Source organism: Embleya sp. NPDC055664 (genome assembly GCF_053618075.1).
Genome location: NZ_JBSHGZ010000051.1, coordinates 1 through 18216, shown reverse-complemented (window position 1 = coordinate 18216; position 18216 = coordinate 1). Strand labels below are relative to the sequence as shown.

Here is an 18216-nt window from a genome sequence, read left to right as displayed (position 1 = left end):
CCAACGTAGCAACCACACCCCGGTGGTGTCCCTCGGTGGCGGCGATTTCGCCCGACCGGACCTCGATCCTCCCCTCCCACCCCGCGCGCATCCCCCCACCCCACCCGCGCCCGTACCGCCGCAGCGACATCGTTTGGGCGCGCGACCCCAGGGCAGGCCGCAGACATATCGTTCGTCCCACCGTGGGAGGTGACCGCCATGACCGCCGCGACCGAGTCCGTCGACGTGGACGTCCCGCTGCATACGGCGTATCTCCAGTGGACCCGCTTCGAGGAGTACCCGCAGTTCATGGACGGGGTCGAGGAGGTGGTCCGGCTCGACGCACACCACCACTATTGGAGGACCTACACCGCGGGCGTGACCCGCGAATTCGGCACCGAGACCGAGGAACTCCCCGACGAACGTGTCTCCTGGTGCACCGTGTCGGACGAACCCCGCCACCACGCGCTCGTGACCTTCCGCGCGGTCGACGCCGACCACACCACCATCGACGTCGTCACCGAGGTCGAACCCGAGGGCCTCACCGACACCACCGAGACCACCCCGCCCTTCACCGCGACCCGGGTCCGGCCGGACCTGCTGCGCTTCAAGGAACTCGTCGAGACCAAGGCCCTCGGCGAGATGCGCGACACCCCGAGCCCCACCGGCCACAGCCGCATCCAGCCGGACTGACACCGCCCCGCCACACTACGAACAACGGGGCGGGCTCGGCGGACCCGCCGCGCCGGCCCGTCACGCGCGACCACCTCAAACATTGCCCTCCGGCGGCTCCGGCGGCCGTTGCGGCGCAGGCGCCGTCGGCTCCCCACGCGCATCCGCACGCTCGGTGCGAGCCGGATCCGCCCGCCACTCGTGCGCGGCCCGGTAGCGAGCCGCCCGGCCATCCCGGTCGTAATCCCCAACGCGGGCCGCGGAGTTGCGCCGCCGCGCCCGCATCCGCATCCCCGTCGCCACCATCGCCAGCGCCGCGCAGAACAACAGCGCCAGCGCCAGCCCGGCCAGGAACGCCGCCAGCGTATCGAGGGTGACCATGTCCGTGTCGAACATGCTCACCGTGTACTCGGGACCCCCGGAGGTGTTGTACGCGACGAGCAGGGCCGCGAACGCGACGCTCGCCGCCGCGATGAAGAGTCCGATGATGATCACGACGCTCACATCCGTTCCGCTCGGGATTGCGTGCGACACCCCCACCCATCAACGCTACGCCCGGCTTCGGGCCGGCCCAACCCGTACCGAACCCGCTCGCACCGCGTCCCCGACCGGGCACACGCCGACACGATCACCGAGGTCACACGGGTTGCGGCTCGGGCTCCGGGCCCGGCTCCGGTTCGGGCGTGGGCCCCGGTCGCGGCGGCTCCGGCTCCGGCACGGGCCCCGGGCCCGGTCCCGGCCAGGGCGTCGGTTGCGGCGGGCGGGTATCCGGGTCCACCGGCATGGGAATGGTCATCGCTCTGTCTCCCTCGCATCGCTCCCCGGGTTCGCCCCGGGATCCTTCGGCGGCGTCTGTCCCCGCGACCTCCCGTCCGTCTCCCGCTCGGATCACTCCCCGACGCGTCCACGACGGCTCTCGCACTCCGAGCACTCCTTCGCCCGCCTACCCGGATCCCGCACCGCGACGCGTCCACGACCCGCCCGTGATCCACCCGCGCCACGCCGCCGGACGCCCCGCACCGGCCCCGGCGCCGGTTCCCGGACCCGTACCCGAGCCCGCCACGCGCTCACCCGACGTCGCCGCCCTGCGGAACGATCACCAGCGGCCCGGGAGCGTGGTGGATCAGCCCGTTGGTAACCGACCCCAGGAGCATGCCGCGGAAACCGCCCATTCCCCGACTGCCCACCACCAGACACATCGCGTCCGCCGCCGCATCCGCCAACGCGCGCACCCGATGGCCCAGAATCGTCACCCGCTCCACCGACACGTCCGGATACTTCTCGCTCCATCCCGCCAGCGTCTCGCCCAGCCGGACCAGCGCCTCCTCCACCTCGGCCTCGCTGCCGAACGCGGCCACCATGCTCGCCGTCGGCGGCCGCACGTGCACCGCCCGCAGGCCCGCGCCGCGCAACGAGGCGGTCTCGAAGGCGTACCCGACGGCCCGCTCGCACCCGGCAGACCCGTCGACACCCACCACCACCACCGGCGGCTCCCCGGTGATCGGCTCGGGCCCACGCACGACCGCCACCGGACACGGCGCGTGCGCACTCACCGGAACCGCGATGCTGCCCGTCGTCAACAACTCGGTGAACGCGGACAACCGGCGCGACCCGAGCACCAGCACACTCGCCTCACGCGCCTCCACCCGCAACACGTCCACCGGCCGCCCGTCCACCGCCGCCGTGGTCACCGCCACATCCGGTCTGCGCTTGGCCGCCACCACCCGCGCCTTGTCCAACAGCGCCTCGTCGGCCGCGCGCCGACGTTCGGCCCAACTGCGGCGCACCACGGGGACCTCGGCCTCGGGATACGTCTCGACCGACCAGTCGAAGACGTGCGCCCGATGCAGCCGGCCGTCGTGCCGGCTCGACTCCGCCGCGGTCTCCGCGCCCGCCGGATCGGCCGGCCACTCCGACGCGTGGACCAGGCGCAGCGGCAGCGCGTGTCGGGCGGCCTCGTCGGCGGCCCAGGAGACGGCGAGCATGCCCGCCGCCGAGTTCTCGACTCCGACCACCACGGGTCGACGTCCGGTTGTCATGACAGCTCCCGGTAACCCTGGGAACCCCCCTCGATGGCGATGCTGTCCCCTTCCACTGTCTCTCGTCCGTCCGCTGTCTGTCTCGCGTGTGCGTCCCGTCGTCGCGACGACGGGCACTCGGTGCGCCGGGGTCGCAGAATCGAAGGAGCGGGACGAGCCGAGATCGGCGACCGCGATCACCCACCGCGCCCGCGCCGGAACCACCCGCGTCGGACCCAACCGGCGCCGATCGCCCGGGCCGCCTCCCCAGGAACCGTCCCCCGCGGCCCGAGCCCCGGCCTCTTCCCCGCGTTCGCACGGAGGAGGAACCATGCTCTTCACCGATCGAGTCGACGCGGGTCGACAACTCGCCGCCGGACTGACCCACCTCGCCGGCGAGGACGTGATCGTCCTGGGCCTGCCCCGAGGCGGGGTACCGGTCGCGGCGCAGGTGGCCGCGGCCCTGCACGCACCCCTGGACGTATGCCTGGTGCGCAAACTCGGCGTGCCGTCCCACCCCGAACTGGGCATGGGCGCCATCGCCGAGGACGGGACCCGCGTGCTCAACGACCGTGTCGTGCGCAGCTCGCGCGTCTCCACGACCACGTTGCGGGACATCGAGGAGCGCGAGCGGGCCCTGCTGACCGAGCGCGCGCACCGCTATCGGGGCCGCCGGCCGCCCCCCGAACTCGCCGACCGCACCGTCCTGATCGTCGACGACGGCATCGCCACCGGATCCACCGCGCTCGCCGCCTGCCGCACCGTCCGGGCCCGCGGCGCCGCCCGCGTGGTCCTCGCCGTGCCCGTCGCGCCGTCCGGCTGGTCGGCGGGAGCGGACGCCGACGAGCTGGTCTGCCTGCACAACCCCCTCGGCTTCATGGCGGTCGGACAGTTCTACTCGGACTTCTCCCAGACCACCGACGAGGAGGTCGTCGACTGCCTGACCCGGGCCGCCGCCCGGAACCCGACGCCGGGCCCGTCCGGCGGGGCCGGCCCGACGGACGAGGACGTGGACCTGCCCGTCGGCGCCGTGCGACTGCGCGGCCGGCTCACCGTCCCCGCCGGAGCCGACCGCATCGTCGTATTCGCCCACGGCAGCGGCAGCAGCCGACACAGCCCCCGCAACCGCTTCGTGGCCGACGTCCTCAATCGGGCCGGCCTGGGCACCCTGCTCTTCGACCTGCTCACCGAAACCGAGGAACAGGCCCGAGGCAACGTCTTCGACATCGAGCTCCTGGCCGCACGCCTCGTCGCCGTCACCCGCGACCTGCGCGAACGACCCGAGGCCCGGACGGCGAGCGTCGCCTACTTCGGCGCCAGTACCGGCGCCGCCGCCGCACTGTGGGCCGCCGCCGACCTCGGCGAGCGGGTGAGCGCCGTCGTCAGCCGCGGCGGCAGGCCCGACCTGGCCACGCCCCGCCTGCCCGAGGTCACCGCCCGCACCCTGCTCATCGTCGGCGGCGACGACACGAGCGTCCTCTCCCTGAACGAACAGGCCCGCACCCACCTGCGCTGCGAAAGCGAACTGGCGGTCGTGCCCCACGCCGGCCACCTCTTCGCCGAACCCGGCACCCTCGCCGCCGTCGCCGACCTGGCCCGAGCCTGGTTCACCGCCGACCCGCACCACCGTGCCCCGACACCGGCGTCCTGACCGCGCCGGGTCGCTCCGGAGTCACCCGGCGAATCCCCCGCGGACGCGGTCGTAGACCAGGCACAGCGTGCCGTGTTCGCCCGCGGATTGCGCCGTGAGCGTCCACTCGGCGGTCGGCAGGCCGTCCTCGAACAGGCGCGGACCGCCGCCGAGGAAGACCGGGAACACGGTGAGCGCCAGGCGATCGACCGCGTCCGCGGCCAGCAGTGCCTTGATCACACCGGCGCCGGCGAGCACGAGGATGTCGCCGCCCTCGCTCGCCTTGAGGTCGGCGGCCACCTCGGCGGTCGGCTTGTTCACGATCGTCGTCCGCTCCCAGGGCGCGGGCGCCTCGCCGAGCGTGGAGGAGAGCACGACCTTCTCGGTCCCGACGAGCCACTTCGCGAAGCCCTCGTCGCGCGGATCGACGCCCTCCGCGCCGATGATCGTGGGCCAAAAGCCCAGGAATCCCTCGGCGTTGACCCGTCCGAGCAGTGCCGTCGTGGCCGGCTCCCACAGCTGGGTGAGGTGGTCGCGGGCGACGTCGGTGAGCGCGTACGGCATCACCCAGCTCATGTCCTCGGGGGCGTCGGGGCGGGCGTAGCGGCCGTCGAGGGACAGGGCGATGTTGGTGACGATCCTGCGGCCGGCGGTCTGCGTGCTCATCGCGTGCTCCTGGTGTCGGTGTCGGGGGTGTGCGTGGCCGCGGCGAGGATCGCCGCGAGTTTGTCGAGGCTTTGGCCGAAGCCGATCTCGATGCCGGCGATGAAGTCGGCCGACTCGACGGTGCTGTCGGTGATCCGCCAACGCACGTCGAGCCCGGAGCCGGCGCCGTCGGGGCGCAGGTCCAGCTCGACGTGCGAGGTGAAGGCGGGCCCGCCGTCGGGCAGCAGCGGCAAAAGCCGGTACGCGAGGTGCTCGCCGGGGCGTACCTCGTCGACGACGCCCTCCGCCCGACCCACGACCGGGCCGGTGTCGTCGACGTCCTCCGCATCGCGATACTCCAGCACGACCCGCCCACCCGGTCGCGCCTCGAAGACCGATTCGGCGACCCGCAGATCGTCGGGCACCCACCATCGAGCGAGCAGAGCCGCCTCGGTCAGATACGGCCAGACCGCACCCGGCCGCGCCGGCAACGACCGGGCGAACCCGAACGAGCGGCCGTCGGCCCACCCCGCCTCCGCGGCGGCGAGCCGCTCCGCCTCCAAGCCGCGCCCGTAGCGGTCGTGGGTCTCCCCCGGCCCGCCGACCCGCTCGGCCGTATCGGCGATCCGCCCGAGCGCGTCGGCCAACTCCCGCAGCGGACCGGGCCGCAACGCATAGATCCGACGCTGCCCGCTGCGCTGCGACGCGACGATCCCGGCCCGCTCCAACGTCTGCAGGTGCTTGGTCGTCTGCGGTTGCCGCGCCTCGGCCAACCGAGCCAACACCCCGACCGACCGAGGCCGCTCCGCCAACAACACGACAAGCCGCCAACGAGCCGGATCGGCCAGCGCGACAAGGAGTTCGTCCATGACCAAAGTATTCACCCACACGAATATTCGTGTCAACGAATACTTCCGGAAGGCTTACTCAGCCTTCAAAGAGCCTGTTATCGGGTGTGAGCATCTCGGTGGCGACACCGGGGCGTCCACCGACTCGGCTGCGGGCGCGGTTCGAGGCCAAGCCCTCCTTGGTGCCGATGACGATGATGTGCTGGACGAACGCCCGGCGTTCTTCGCTCCAGCCGTGTTCGACGATCTGCCGCAGGACGGCGTCGCGTGCGCCGAGCCAGCGGGTGAGGTCGCCGGGGCGGGAGTAGGCGGTGGCGAGTTTGGCGGCGCGGTCGAAGGCGACCCAGGTCATCAGGCGGCTGTAGGTGAAGTTCTGGCGTCCTCCGCGGGTCTCCCAGATGCCCTCGTCGGGCCGGTCCCAGTTCTCTACGAGCCAATCGATGACGCGTGCGAAGGCGCGCCGGCCGCGGACGGCGCCGATGTCCTCGGCCTGGGCGAGGGCGTAGGCGGCCTCACCGTAGATGTCGAGCTGGATCTGGTCGGCGGCCGCGTTTCCGGCCCGTACCGGGGCGGAGCGGCGGTAGCCCTCCAGGTGGTCGAGCACCTCCTCGGTCCGGTGCGGTTCCCCGTCGACGCGGTACATGATCTGCAGCGGTTCGCCGGAGGCGGTGCCGCCTGCGTCGAGGCGATCGCGCAGCCAACGGCGGAAGGAGTCCGCCTCCGCGGTGAAGCCGAGGCCAACCAGGGAGCGGACCGACAGGGAGGCGTCGCGAACCCAGGTGTAGCGGTAGTCCCAGTTGCGTTCCCCGCCGATCTGCTCGGGCAGCCCCATGGTCGCTGCGGCGATGGGGGCGCCCGTGGGGGCGTAGGTAAGGAGCTTGAGCGTGATGGCGGAACGGGTGACCATCTCGTGCCAGCGGCCGCGATAGCGGGAGGCCCGCAGCCAGTCGAGCCAAAACGCACTGCACCCTTCGAAAGCGTCCAGGACCGCCTCGACGGAGGGCGTGGCACCGCCGGGACAGCCGCTGAGCGCGCCCGCTGTACCGGTTTCGCTGGTGAGCACGACCGCGGCCCGTTCCCCCGCCTGCAGGGTGAAACGGGCGGAGACGTCGGTGCCGTCCGGATGCAAGGTGATCGGCGCGGTGACCTGCAGGTGCAGGTCTGTGTCGGGGAGGTAGAGCTGGCGGACGGTCGCGTCGTCTCCGACATCGGCCGCGAGACGGCAATGGCCTCCGCGGTCGCTGTCGAGAAGCGAGGCGAACACGCTGGGGGCATCGAACCGGGGTGTGCACCACCAGTCCACGGTGCCGTCGGCGGCGATCAGCGCCGCCGTCTGCAGGTCGCCGACGATGCCGTGGTCCGCGATCGGGGGGTACTCCTTCACAGCGCCTCCTCGGCTGCGGCGGTGAGGACGCACAAGGTCCTGGCACCGGCGCGATCCCACAGGTGGTCGTGTGGTGTGGCGGGCGGCGTTGCCGCCTCGGCCGAGCGCGTCGGCCGTTGTGCCCATCATCGCGACATCGAACGGCCCCCAGCCACTCCTGGCCGCGGCACCCTCCACCGACCGCGCCGTCGGCCGGCGGGGCCATCGTGAGGAGCCGAGAATCATGACCTGCCCCGTAGTGGTGATGCGAGGCGATGAGAGGCCCCACCCGGGCAACAGCTTCGCGACGCGTCCTCGCCGCGCACGACGGGAACTCCGTGCCCGGCTCGAACTCTCGGAACATGGTCGCCGACGGCTGTCTTCCCGACGCTTCCGAGCCATCGGCCTCTGCGGTGCCTCGCTGGGACGCCGTGATCGTGTACGCGCCCCCAGCGACTGCCCTAATCCTCTTCGTCGGCTTCCCCGGCAGCATCAACCCGCCTTGCGGCAGAGGATTTCTCCGTGTTGTACCGAGAACCAGCCGTCCTCGCGACTGCCCCACTGCCGCCAGGCGTTCGACACCGCGTGCAGTTCGTCGGGGGTCGCGTGGCCGCCGGCGACGGCACGGTCGGCGTAGGCCGAGGCCAGGGTGCGGTCCGCCCACAGCTCGCTCCACCAGGCGCGTTCCGCCGGGTCGGCGAAGCACCACGTGCTCGACGAGGCGGTGATGTCGGGGTAACCGGCTTGCAGCGCCCAGGACTTGAGCCGCCGCCCCGCGTCCGGCGCGCCGCCGTTGGCGCGGGCGACCCGCAGGTACAGGTCCAGCCATTCGTCCATGCCGGGCACGGGCGGGAACCAGACCATGGCCGGATAGTCCGCGTCCCGGGCGGCGATGAACCCGCCCGGCTTGGTCACCCGGTACATCTCCCGCAGGGCCTGCACCGGGTCGCCCACGTGTTGCAGCACCTGGTGCGCGTGTACGACGCAGAACGTGTCGTCCGGGTAGTCCAGGGCGTGCACGTCGGCGACCGCGAACTCCGTGTTTTCCAGCCCGCGTTCGGCGGCCGTGGCGCGCGCCCGGTCCAGGATGTCCGGCGCGTGGTCGACACCGGTGACCCCGCCGTCGGGGACCAGTGCCGCCAGATCGGCCGTGATGGTGCCCGGCCCGCACCCGATGTCCAGGATCCTCATGTGCGGCTCGATCCGGTCGAGCAGGTAGGCCGCCGAGTTGGCGGCGGTCCGCCAGGTGTGCGAACGCAGCACGGATTCGTGGTGCCCGTGCGTGTATACCGCGGATTCCTTCGACATGACGCCCTCGCTTCTCGCGATCCCGATTCGCCGATGCGCCTCACCGTACGCCGTCATGTCGAATGATGAGATTTACGTATCAAGATGCGGACAGACCTGGTTCGCGACAAAGCAAAACGGGTGCACGAGGATCCGTGCACCCGTTCCGAAGCTCTCACTCACTGCCGCAAAACCAGCAACATCAGGCAACCAAAGTGGGCGTATCGGTCACCCGCTCCACACTCGAATCCACACCCTCTCCTTCGCCCACCTCGCTCACCTCGCCGGAAAGCTTCTTGCGCGCAACCCCGTTCGCACTCGCACCCGCGCTCGCGCCCGGCATCTCACCGAACGACACCGTCTGCGCCCGCAACAATTGCGCCGCCGCCCGCGGCGACGGATCGTCCACCCGAAGCTGCTGCGCGGCGCTGCTCCCGGCATCCAACATCCGCTTGGTCACCGCCCGTACGAAGGCGAAGTCCCCCGCCGCGACGAGATCCGGCATCAGGTTCTCGATCAGCGTCCAGATCACCGTGCGCGCCGAGTCGCCGGCCATCGTCGTCGGATCGATCAACTGCCCTTCGAGACCCGAGCGCGCGGCCCGCCAGGTCGCGGCGCGCAGCCAGGCCGGCGAGTGCTGCGGGGGTCGTTCCCCGGCCTCGACGGCCCGGATCGCGCGGTGCACGAGGGCACGGAAGAGCACGGCGATGAGCACGGACGTGTCCACGTCCGGACAGGCGTCGCAGATGCGCATCTCGATCGTCGGCACGTGCGAGGACAGTCGCAGGTCCTGGTAGTGCATGCCGATGTCGAGGATCACCCCCGAGCGGACCAGACCTTCCAACATGGCGTCGTACTCCCGGGCCGACGCGAAAGTGTCGGCCGGGCCCGCCGACGGCCAGCGTTGCCAGAGCATGTTGCGCCAACTCGCGTATCCGGTGTCGGTACCGAGCCAGTAGGGGGAACTGGCCGACAACGCGAGGAGGGTGGGCAGATGCGGCGAGATCCAGGCCATCGCCCGCGCGGCCACGTCGCGGTCCTCGATCCCGACGTGGACGTGCATCCCGCAGATCACCTGCTCGTCCGCCACCAGGGCGTAGTCGCGTTTGATCGCGGCGTAGCGGTCGCCCGGGGCCTGGGGCGAGTCCGCCAGGTCCATCAACGGCGCGGTGCCCGAGGCGATCACGGCCACGCCGATCTTCTCGGCCGCGCGGGCCAGAAGGCTTCGGGAGGCGATCAGGTCGGCGCGCAGGTCGGCCAGTTCGCGGTGTGGTTGGCTGTTGGTCTCGATCGACGCTTCCTTGGCCTCACCGGTGAAGCCGGCCGCCGGGAGCTCGGCGAGCAGTTCCGTACCCGCCGGGCTCAACCTCCCCGTCCGACGGTCGACGATGTGAAACTCTTCTTCGACACCCACAGTCCGAATCGACATGCGTCCCCTTGAGATGTGTCCAGTGTCGGCTGCACGTGTTCCGCCGCCCGCGTGTGTTCCCTCGGCCGGACAGCCATGGCGTAGGTACCGTCCCGTGCCCTCGACGGTCGGGCCGCCCCCGTGGTCGAGCGAAGTCGGCGGACCCTCGGGCGGGTCGTCGAAGCAGCCGAAATCCGTTGGCTTGCAAGGCCGTTGGACAAGACTGCGACTTGGTGACCGTGCTGCCAAGACCCGCTGGGTCCAAGAAGTCTTACGCTGAGCAACGGCGCTTCTGGGCCTGTGATCGGGAACCGGGCGCCGGCACGGAGGCCGACCGACGCAAAGCCCAACCCAACACCAGGCCCGCCCTCGGCGCCACCTCTTCACCGCCCGTCGCCGGTCGGGCGGCCGACCGTCCGGCCGGCTCTCCGCTCGCGCAATCCGGCTATCCGCCTCGTTCTTCGGCGTTCAGGATGAGCCGGACCACGATCGGTGCAGCGAGTCCGATGGGCCTTCCCCCTTGGCATCGGAGGTTCCGGCTCCCATGATCGACTCTGTGATCCGATACCTACGCGCCTGCGCGGCCGTGACACCGGCCGCGCTGTTCCTCGCGCTGTGCGGGCCCGCTTCCGTCGCGACGGCCGATCCGGCGCCGCAGAGCGGGTCGGAGCCGGCCAAGGTGGAGTTGGTACTCGACCTGTCCGGCTCGATGAAGCAAAACGACGCCGGCGGCGGACAAACCCGCTTGGAAGCCGCCAAGCAGGCGGTGAACCGCATCCTCGACACGGCTCCGGACACCGCGCAGGTCGGCATCCGCGTCTACGGCTCGACCTACCCGGGAACGGACAAGGTCCAGGGTTGCGCCGACACCCGGCTCCTGATGCCGGTCGCGACGCCGACCGCGGCGGCCAAGAGCACGGCCCGACAGCAGGTCGCCGGGTTGACCGCGATCGGATTCACCCCGATCGGCAACGCCTTGCGGGCCGCCTCGAACGACCTCGGTACGCAGGGCGAGCGGCACGTGATCCTCGTGTCGGACGGCGAGGACACCTGCGCGCCGCCGCAACCGTGCGAGGTCGCCAAGGAGTTGAACGCGGGCGGCACCAAATTGACGGTGGACGCGGTCGGCTTCAACGTCTCGGGGGCGGCCCGCGACCAGCTCAAGTGCATCACCACCGCCGGTGGCGGGGCCTACGCCGACGCGAAGGACGCCGACTCGCTGGTGTCCGGCATGACCGGCCTCTTCCGGCGGGCCGCGACGCCGTACACGGCCTCCGGACGCCCCGTCCAGGGCGCCACGACCGGATGCCCGAACGCGCCGATGGTCGAGGACGGCCAGTATCTCGACGCGTTCACCACCAGCCGCGACCTCTGGTATCGCATCCGCAAGAGCCCGGACGAGGACCTGGCCATCGGCGCCACCGCCATCTTCTCGGAGCGCATGCGCCACGACGACAGTCGGGAGAACTCGGCGTTCCTGACCCACCTGTTCATCCGCTCCGGTCCACCGGACCTGCCGCAGAGCTGGCTCCTGAGCGAGGGCGTGGCCCTGGAGGCGAACAACATCGTCACCACCGGCGCCACCGGCGGAAAGCACAACACGGCCAAGTCGCCCGACGGCATCGGATGCCTGCGGATCTCGCACAACGCCGAGGTCGACCCCCAGCGTCGGATCCTCCTCGAACTCCTGATCAGCCATCCGAAGCGGGCGGACGCCACGCAACCCGACGGCGCCCCGGCCGTCACCCCCACCGCCGGCGCCGGCGCGAACGCCGAGCTGCCCTCCGGGGGCTCTGCCGACGACTCGCGCGCCCCGGTGGCCGCCCGCGCGGCCGACAACGACAACGGTCCCGGCACCACGACCACCGTCGCCCTCATCGCCGGCGCGATCCTCCTCGGCGGCGCCCTGGGCTCCTTCGTGGCCACCTCCTCGCGCCGCCGCCGGAGCCGAGCATGAGCCGCATGCCGGGCATCCGTCGGGCAATCGCCGTCCTGACCGCCGTCACCGCCCTGACCGCCCCGATCGCCCTCATCGGCACGGCGGCAGGCGCCGAACCCCCGGCGGCGGCCGATGCCGCCGGCGGCTATTCGTTCAACGGCGCGGGCACGCTCGTCTCCGGCGTGCATCGGGAGAGCCTGGTCGTGGGCGACTTCCTGTTCTGGCGCGTGTACGTGCAGGCCGGCCAGCGGTTGTCGGTCAAGGGTTCCGTCGACATCCCGACCGACTTCCCGTACAAGCAGGGCCCCCGCTTCGTCGTCAACCTCTACAACCCGCTGCGCGAGGCCATCCCGAACACCGCCGCCCCGCCGAACCAACTCACGCCCGGCACCTCGCATCTGGAGGTGTCCTCGGGCGCGTGGACCGTGGGCGACGGCAAGAAGTACGAGAACTTCGACGGGACGAAGGGCTCCTTGAAGGAGTTCAAGGACGACCACTACGCGCTGCGCGGGCCGTACTACATCCAGGTCTCGATCTCGGGCGCCCAGGGACCGCAACGCGGCGTCGTCGTCCCGATCACGCTGGAGGTATCCGTCGAGGGGGTGCCCGTGCAACACCCGGATGAGCCGATCGACCCCGACAACGAGGCACGGACCCCAACGCCGCCCCCCGCGCAAAGCCGCCCCGTCGCCGACTCGACCGCGCACGCGGGGGCCCGGACCAGCGACGGCGACACGTCGTCCGCCGCCTCCGACTGGGGCCTCCCGGTCGGCGCGACGGCCGCCGCGTTCCTGGTCGCGACGGCCGCGGGCTACGCACTGCGCCGCAGGTCCGCCGCATCCGCCCCGGTACCGGTCTCGCCGTGGAGCGCGCACACGCGGCCGGCCCCACCTTCGGAACACCTGCCGCCGCGGCCTCCCGGCAGCCCACCCCCGCCGACCTGAACCGCACCGGGCACCCGGGCTACCGGAGGATTTACCCATACGTGGTAACCACCCCGTCCTTCTGTCCCGCTCGGCCCGTGGCGACGATGGGCTCCGTTGTTCCGGACGCCGATCGGATGGGTCCGAGGCGGCAGGCGACGAGACGGGGCGCCCACGGACACGGGTTGCCCGGACCTCGTCGGCGTCCTGCCGAGGCCGATGAAGGGGTCACTGTGCTCAAGCTGGGTATCGAAGAGGAGTTCCACGTCGTCGACTTGGCCACCAAACGGGTGGTCCCGTCGGCGCGCAGGCTCCTGCACCGCCTTCCGATCGGCGCCTTCGTCGGCGGGGGCACCGCTTCGACGATCCGGCTCGTCGGTTCCGCGCACCACGAACTCAAGGACCTGCGCGGCGAGTTGGTGGCACTGCGCGGAATCCTGGTACAGCGCGCCGCGGGCCTGCACCTGGGTGCGCTGGCGAGCGGAACCGCACCCCTGCTCCACGCGAACCCGAACCCGGACGCGAACCGGGAGTTCCCGGAGCACAACCATCCGTACCACGACCCGGAACCCGCCGACGGCCCGGTCACCTGCGGCATGTTCGTCCGCGTCGAGGCCGAGGACAGCGAGGTGGCGACCCGGGCGATCGCGTGGATCATGCCGCATGTCCCCACGCTGTTGGCCCTGTCGTCGAGTTCGCCGTACTGGGCAGGCCGCGACACGGGCCACGCCAGCTGGCGCTGGAACCGCCCGCAGGTCTCGGCCCCGACGAAGGCCGTACGCGGTGTCGGCGCCACGACGTCGCCCCGCGAGACGCCGCACCTTCCGCTCCGCCTGTCGGCGCACGCGCCCATGCTCGAACTCCGCGTCTGTGACGCCATCGCCGACGTCGAGGCGAGCGTCGCGATCGCGGCCCTGTTCCGCGCGCTCTACCGGTACGCCTCCCGTGCCGTCGTTGCGCACCGCACGCCCCCGGCGGCCTCGCCGACGATCGCCCTCGACGCGATCCGCCACGCGGGGCGCTGCGGGCTCGCGCACGACCTGATCGACCCCGTGGCCGCAGTGACGCGTCCTGCGGCCACGGTGGTCCGTGCCCTGGTGGCCGACATGGCCCCGTACCTGCGCGAGACCGACGACCTCGACCGGGTCGAGACCGCAATCGAGCGGGTGCTCGCGGAGGGTTCCGGTGCCTCGCGGCAGCGCGACGCCGCGCGCCGGGGCGGCCTGTCCGTCGTCGTGGACCGGGAGTTGGCCCGTACCATGGCCTGCGTGGTCGTCACCGACACCGCTCCGGCTCCCGCTTCCCCGGCGATCGACGCCGGCTCGGCGCTCGGCACCGCCGTCCGGTAACCGATCGGCGATCGACCTCCCGGGGGAGTACACCGGCCCGGGTTCGGCGAACTCTCCTTATTACCATGGGGTTTACCCGTCGCTGATGCCCGTCGCGGCCTGTTGTCGACCGATCGCCCCGGCGCAACATTCGACCATGTCTCAGACCACGCAGGACCCCACCCGAGAACGTGAGTCCAAAGTCACCACGGGTGGGCGCGTCAGACGCCCCGGCCTGCTCGTGGGGGTGGAGGGGCTGGAGGCGTACGAGGTGAGTTCGGCGCTGCTGCGGTCGATCATCTCACCCCCGCGCATCTTCGTCGGATCCACCCGCGAACCCAACGCCCGGCCGGACTTCGCCACCTTGATGGCGCTGGCCGAGGCGGTCGGGGGCGACCCGTACATCAGGGGCGGACGGTCCGCCTCGGAGACGCTGACCCTGATCGCGATGCAGGCCCACCGCTACGAATCCGCCCGGCTGTTCCTGGCCGCCGGACGCACCGTCGTCGAGCAGCGCGGCATCTACACGGCGGCCGTCGAGGACGCGGTCGCCCGCCATCCCGGCGACGTCGACCGGGCACACCGCAGCGCGCGCCGGTTCCTGGCGACCGTCGCCGAATGGCGACCGCTCCCCGGTGTCGTGCTGATCAACGTGGACGAACCGGAAGCCGTCGTCGAGCGAGTGCGCGCGCAGGACCACGAAAAACTGCTCGACCCGGTGCAACTGCACCACAAGGCGGTCCTGTTCGAGCGGCTCGCGACCGACGACGCGGCTCGGTTCCGGGTCTTCGACCGACGCGAGTCGACCGACGCCGCGTCCACCGAGGCGGCGGTACGGGATTGGGTGGGCCGGGTGTTGCCGGAAGGCGTCGGCGCCCAGTCGGCCTGACGGCGGACGAAGAGGACGACAAGGACGGCGGACGGCGGCTACCCGCGCGTATACCCGTCCCGGGTGACCGGCTCGCCCTTCCTCACACTCACGCACGGCGCGAACCTGCCCCCGGACTCCCTCCGACCGCGGATCGAGTCGTCACCCCTCACCCAGCCCGGGGAGCAGCACAGTGCAACGAAGTCACACCGACACGACGATCAGACGAAGGGTGCCCGGCAGGCTCGCCACGGGCCTGGGCGTCGGCGCCGTGGCGCTGGTCGCGACCGTGGCCGGCGCCGGCCCCGCCCACGCGGGCGACGGCGACGCCAAGGCATGCGGGACGGCCGCCATCGAATGGTCCGTCGACAACGGCAAGACCTGGTCCAAGGCGGGCCTGTTGGGTTCCCTCGCCACCAAGGTGAACGTGCGTGTCGCCGGCAACGTGCCGAAGTCCTGCACGTACAAGGTCACCCTCGCCGCGTACAGCGCGGACGGCCCCACCTGGAAAACCTCGGGGGTGCAGCGCTTTCTCGGATCCCGCACGGTGTCCCTCACCGGTGCGCACCCCACCGCCGCCCTCGACATCAGCCGCTACGCGCCGCCGTGCTTCGGCCAGATCGATCTGTACGGCAACGACAAGGTCTTCGACGGGAAGGCCAATCCGCTGCCGCGTTATCCCGACGCGAAATTCCCGACCGACCTGATCGCGGGTTGGAACGGCGGCAAGGAATGCGCGCCGTCGTCGCCGAAGCCGTCGACCAAGCCGCCGACCACTGCGCCGCCGACCGGCACGGCCCCGCCGACCACCGCCGTGCCCAGTACCGGCGCGCCGACCTCGAAGCCCAGCCCCTCGACGTCCGCCGGCACGACGTCCAAGCCCCCGTCCACCTCACCGTCGACGTCGACCTCGGCGTCGACTCCTCCCGACGACCAACGAACCCCACCCGTCTCGGGCGATGTGCCGGGTCAACTGGCCCACACCGGCGCGAGTGACGGCGTGTTGCGGATCGCCGGCGCGTCCGCGGCCGTGCTCGTCTCCGGGGTCGGCGCACTCCTGCTGATCGGCCGCCGCCCCCACCGACGCGACCCCCGCCGGCCCGGCGCCGCAGGCTGACCACCCGCTCCCGACGTCGCGCCGCGCCGGCGTCCCCTTCGGGGCCGGGCCGTGTCATGTCGTGGCCCGATTCGGGCCCCTGCCGATCGCGGGAAAGTCGACGTCGGTTGTCTCGAAGTACCGTGGAGGGCTTCTTGCGATTTCGTTCGCTCAAATTCGTGTTGCCCGCGTTCCTGTTGGTCGGCGGTGCCGTCACCTTCGGGGTCGCGTCGGGTGACTCGGACAACTCCAAGGCCACGGTGCCCACCACCGAGAACGCCTATGTGAGTCAGGTGGCTCCGGCCAAGACCCACGACTCGCAGACCTGGCTGTCGGTGTGTCCGGAGACCTGCGAGGGGGTCGCGCGCTCCGAGCGTCGCGCCTTCCTGCGGTTCACCGTCGCGGGCGTGCCCGCGGGCGCCCGGGACGTGCGGCTGAGTCTGGACCTGTACTCGGCCCGGACCACCGACACTTCCGTACGGGTGCACAAGGTCACCGGTACCTGGTCGGCGAAGACGCTGACCTGGAACCGGCAGCCCGCGTTCGGGGACGAGGTGGGCTCGCGCGACGGGTTCGCCGCGGGGCAGGTCGGATCCATCGACGTGTCCTCGACGTTCACCGGCAACGGGTCGTACACCTTCGCGCTGACCGCGGCCAAGGGCGCGCAGGGCGTGTTCCAGTCCACGCGCGCGGGGGCCGCCCAGGCTCCCCGGCTCTCGGTCCGCTGGACCGATCCGTCCACCCCCACCACGGGAGCGCTGCCCTTCGAGATGCCGTCCACGGCGGCACTGCGCGCGAGCGACAAGAAGGTGTACGCGCACTACTTCACCCCCTACCCCGCCTCCCTCGACAACAAGGAGCCGAATCAGGACTACTACCAGCGCAATTACCTCGACCCGGCGGGCGAGAGCGGCAAGCACGCCGCCTACGGAGGTCTGCTGCGGGATCGGCCGGCGCCGCGCGCGCCACTGCCCGGGGATTGGCAACTCGCGGACATGCAACGGGAGATCCGGGATGCGACCGCCGCCGGTGTCGACGGCTTCACCGTCGACGTACTGAACACCACCGGTGCGCACTGGAGCAGGCTCAAGACGCTGATCAAGGCGGCCGAGAGCACCGATCCCGGCTTCACGATCGTGCCGATGCCGGACATGACCTCGCTCAAGGACGTCACCCCCGTCGGTCTCGCCGCGTCGATGGCCGACCTGGCGTCCTCCGCCTCCGTCCGGCGTCTCCCGGACGGTCGGGTGGTGATCTCCCCCTTCAAGGCGGAGCAGCAGACACCGCAGTGGTGGGGGCAGTTCATCACCGCGATGGAGAAGTCCCACCAGACCAGGGTCGCCTTGGTCCCGGTGTTCCTGAACTTCGCGGCGAACGCCGACAAGTACGCCTCGGTCAGCTACGGGTTCTCCAGTTGGGGCAATCGCAGTCCCAACCGCCAGGGCAACATCCGATCGGACATCGCCAAGGCGCACAGCCTCGGCAAGATCTGGATGCAGCCGGTCGCGGTGCAGGACGAGCGTCCCAACCAGGGGATCTACGACGAGGCGAACAACACCGAGAACCTGCGGGTCTCCTGGGACAACAGCATCTCCGGCGGCGCCGACTGGGTGCAACTGACCACCTGGAACGACTACTCCGAGGGCACCCAGTTCGCGCCCTCGGCCAACTCGGGGCACACCTGGGTCGACATCTCGGACTACTACCTGGTCCGGCTCAAGACCGGTGCGTGGCCCGCGATCACCCGGGACACGGCGTATCTCACGCATCGCGTGCAGTTCGCCGCGGCCCGGCCGACGGGCGGTCAGACGAAGTTGATGACCCCCAGAGCGGGGACCGACCCGCCCAGGGACTCGGTGGAGGTGCTCACGTTCCTCGTCGCTCCGGCGACGGTGAACGCGACGATCGGGGGCGCCGGCCAGAGTTACCAGGCCGCCGCCGGTGTGCAGGCGAGGCTGTTCCCGCTCGCCTACGGCACCAACTCGGCGTCGATCGTGCGCGGTGCGGCCACAGTCGCGACGGTCTCCTCCGCACATGTGGTGCGGAAGGACTTCGCCGCGCAGGATCTCGGCTACCGAGGCACGAGCAGCGGCCGGCCCGGCGCCGGCTGACGCGTCACGGCAGGGAGTACGACCGGCGGGGCCGGGTCCGAACGGGCCCGGCCCCGCCGCCTGTTCGGGACGCTCTCGGAACGCTGTCTCGTATACACAAC

Annotated in this window: 14 protein-coding genes and 1 pseudogene; 8 read left to right on the top strand and 7 right to left on the bottom strand. The window is 71.5% G+C overall.

Annotated elements, in window-relative coordinates; genetic code table 11:
* Positions 1-198: 198 nt before the first annotated feature.
* Positions 199-672 (top strand): SRPBCC family protein, encoded by a 474-nt coding sequence (locus tag ACWGR4_RS44240; protein WP_452133924.1) that lies wholly within the window; start codon positions 199-201, stop codon positions 670-672.
* Positions 673-747: 75 nt separating this feature from the next.
* On the opposite strand, the gene ACWGR4_RS44235 is transcribed toward ACWGR4_RS44240, so the two are convergent.
* Both ACWGR4_RS44235 and ACWGR4_RS44230 read right to left on the bottom strand, forming a co-directional pair.
* Complete coding sequence (locus ACWGR4_RS44235; protein WP_380007951.1) at positions 748-1155, bottom strand: hypothetical protein; 408 nt, start codon at positions 1153-1155, stop codon at positions 748-750.
* A 563-nt stretch (positions 1156-1718) separates the two neighbouring features.
* Complete coding sequence (locus tag ACWGR4_RS44230) at positions 1719-2690, bottom strand: universal stress protein (RefSeq protein ID WP_452133447.1); 972 nt, start codon at positions 2688-2690, stop codon at positions 1719-1721.
* A 310-nt stretch (positions 2691-3000) separates the two neighbouring features.
* On the opposite strand from ACWGR4_RS44230, the gene ACWGR4_RS44225 reads away from it, so the two are divergent.
* Complete coding sequence (locus ACWGR4_RS44225; protein ID WP_452133446.1) at positions 3001-4320, top strand: phosphoribosyltransferase family protein; 1320 nt, start codon at positions 3001-3003, stop codon at positions 4318-4320.
* 21 nt (positions 4321-4341) lie between these two features.
* Here the strand turns inward: ACWGR4_RS44225 and ACWGR4_RS44220 are convergent, their stop codons facing one another.
* The 5 genes and pseudogenes from ACWGR4_RS44220 to ACWGR4_RS44200 form a co-directional block, all read right to left on the bottom strand.
* Positions 4342-4965, bottom strand: coding sequence for a dihydrofolate reductase family protein (locus ACWGR4_RS44220; RefSeq protein WP_452133445.1), 624 nt, complete (start codon positions 4963-4965; stop codon positions 4342-4344).
* Positions 4962-5813: a metalloregulator ArsR/SmtB family transcription factor gene (locus ACWGR4_RS44215; protein WP_452133444.1), complete on the bottom strand. Its 852-nt coding sequence runs from the start codon at positions 5811-5813 to the stop codon at positions 4962-4964. Before ACWGR4_RS44215 ends, ACWGR4_RS44220 begins: the two co-directional genes overlap by 4 nt.
* Positions 5814-5991: 178 nt before the next feature.
* Positions 5992-7176: pseudogene (locus tag ACWGR4_RS44210) on the bottom strand (glycoside hydrolase family 15 protein); the annotation flags it as partial.
* A gap of 471 nt (positions 7177-7647) precedes the next feature.
* A complete protein-coding gene (locus tag ACWGR4_RS44205; protein WP_452133443.1) occupies positions 7648-8463 on the bottom strand; it encodes a class I SAM-dependent methyltransferase in 816 nt (271 codons plus the stop codon).
* 181 nt (positions 8464-8644) lie between these two features.
* Positions 8645-9871 carry a carboxylate-amine ligase gene (locus ACWGR4_RS44200; protein WP_380007977.1) on the bottom strand — a complete coding sequence of 409 codons (1227 nt, stop codon included), beginning with the start codon at positions 9869-9871 and terminating at the stop codon, positions 8645-8647.
* Between the two features lie 523 nt (positions 9872-10394).
* Here ACWGR4_RS44200 and ACWGR4_RS44195 point away from each other — a divergent pair.
* The 6 genes from ACWGR4_RS44195 (at position 10395) to ACWGR4_RS44170 (ending at position 18115) form a co-directional block, all read left to right on the top strand.
* Positions 10395-11807, top strand: coding sequence for a vWA domain-containing protein (locus ACWGR4_RS44195; RefSeq protein WP_380007980.1), 1413 nt, complete (start codon positions 10395-10397; stop codon positions 11805-11807).
* Complete coding sequence (locus ACWGR4_RS44190) at positions 11804-12733, top strand: hypothetical protein (protein WP_452133442.1); 930 nt, start codon at positions 11804-11806, stop codon at positions 12731-12733. The genes ACWGR4_RS44195 and ACWGR4_RS44190 overlap by 4 nt, the downstream gene beginning before the upstream one ends.
* 212 nt (positions 12734-12945) lie before the next feature.
* Entirely contained in the window at positions 12946-14061 is a 1116-nt protein-coding gene (locus ACWGR4_RS44185) for a carboxylate-amine ligase (RefSeq protein WP_452133441.1), read from the top strand.
* Between the two features lie 136 nt (positions 14062-14197).
* Positions 14198-14929 (top strand): hypothetical protein, encoded by a 732-nt coding sequence (locus tag ACWGR4_RS44180; RefSeq protein ID WP_452133440.1) that lies wholly within the window; start codon positions 14198-14200, stop codon positions 14927-14929.
* Positions 14930-15140: 211 nt separating this feature from the next.
* Positions 15141-16025 carry an LAETG motif-containing sortase-dependent surface protein gene (locus tag ACWGR4_RS44175; RefSeq protein WP_452133439.1) on the top strand — a complete coding sequence of 295 codons (885 nt, stop codon included), beginning with the start codon at positions 15141-15143 and terminating at the stop codon, positions 16023-16025.
* A gap of 134 nt (positions 16026-16159) precedes the next feature.
* Positions 16160-18115 (top strand): endo-1,3-alpha-glucanase family glycosylhydrolase, encoded by a 1956-nt coding sequence (locus ACWGR4_RS44170; RefSeq protein WP_452133438.1) that lies wholly within the window; start codon positions 16160-16162, stop codon positions 18113-18115.
* Positions 18116-18216: the final 101 nt, after the last annotated feature.

What these genes read in the sequence shown, in the direction of transcription:
- ACWGR4_RS44240 (WP_452133924.1), top strand. Translation starts at nt 199, where the DNA reads ATGACCGCCGCGACCGAGTCCGTCGACGTGGACGTCCCGCTGCATACG.
- ACWGR4_RS44230 (WP_452133447.1), bottom strand. Translation starts at nt 2,690, where the DNA reads ATGACAACCGGACGTCGACCCGTGGTGGTCGGAGTCGAGAACTCGGCG.
- ACWGR4_RS44225 (WP_452133446.1), top strand. Translation starts at nt 3,001, where the DNA reads ATGCTCTTCACCGATCGAGTCGACGCGGGTCGACAACTCGCCGCCGGA.
- ACWGR4_RS44220 (WP_452133445.1), bottom strand. Translation starts at nt 4,965, where the DNA reads ATGAGCACGCAGACCGCCGGCCGCAGGATCGTCACCAACATCGCCCTG.
- ACWGR4_RS44215 (WP_452133444.1), bottom strand. Translation starts at nt 5,813, where the DNA reads ATGGACGAACTCCTTGTCGCGCTGGCCGATCCGGCTCGTTGGCGGCTT.
- ACWGR4_RS44205 (WP_452133443.1), bottom strand. Translation starts at nt 8,463, where the DNA reads ATGTCGAAGGAATCCGCGGTATACACGCACGGGCACCACGAATCCGTG.
- ACWGR4_RS44200 (WP_380007977.1), bottom strand. Translation starts at nt 9,871, where the DNA reads ATGTCGATTCGGACTGTGGGTGTCGAAGAAGAGTTTCACATCGTCGAC.
- ACWGR4_RS44195 (WP_380007980.1), top strand. Translation starts at nt 10,395, where the DNA reads ATGATCGACTCTGTGATCCGATACCTACGCGCCTGCGCGGCCGTGACA.
- ACWGR4_RS44190 (WP_452133442.1), top strand. Translation starts at nt 11,804, where the DNA reads ATGAGCCGCATGCCGGGCATCCGTCGGGCAATCGCCGTCCTGACCGCC.
- ACWGR4_RS44180 (WP_452133440.1), top strand. Translation starts at nt 14,198, where the DNA reads ATGTCTCAGACCACGCAGGACCCCACCCGAGAACGTGAGTCCAAAGTC.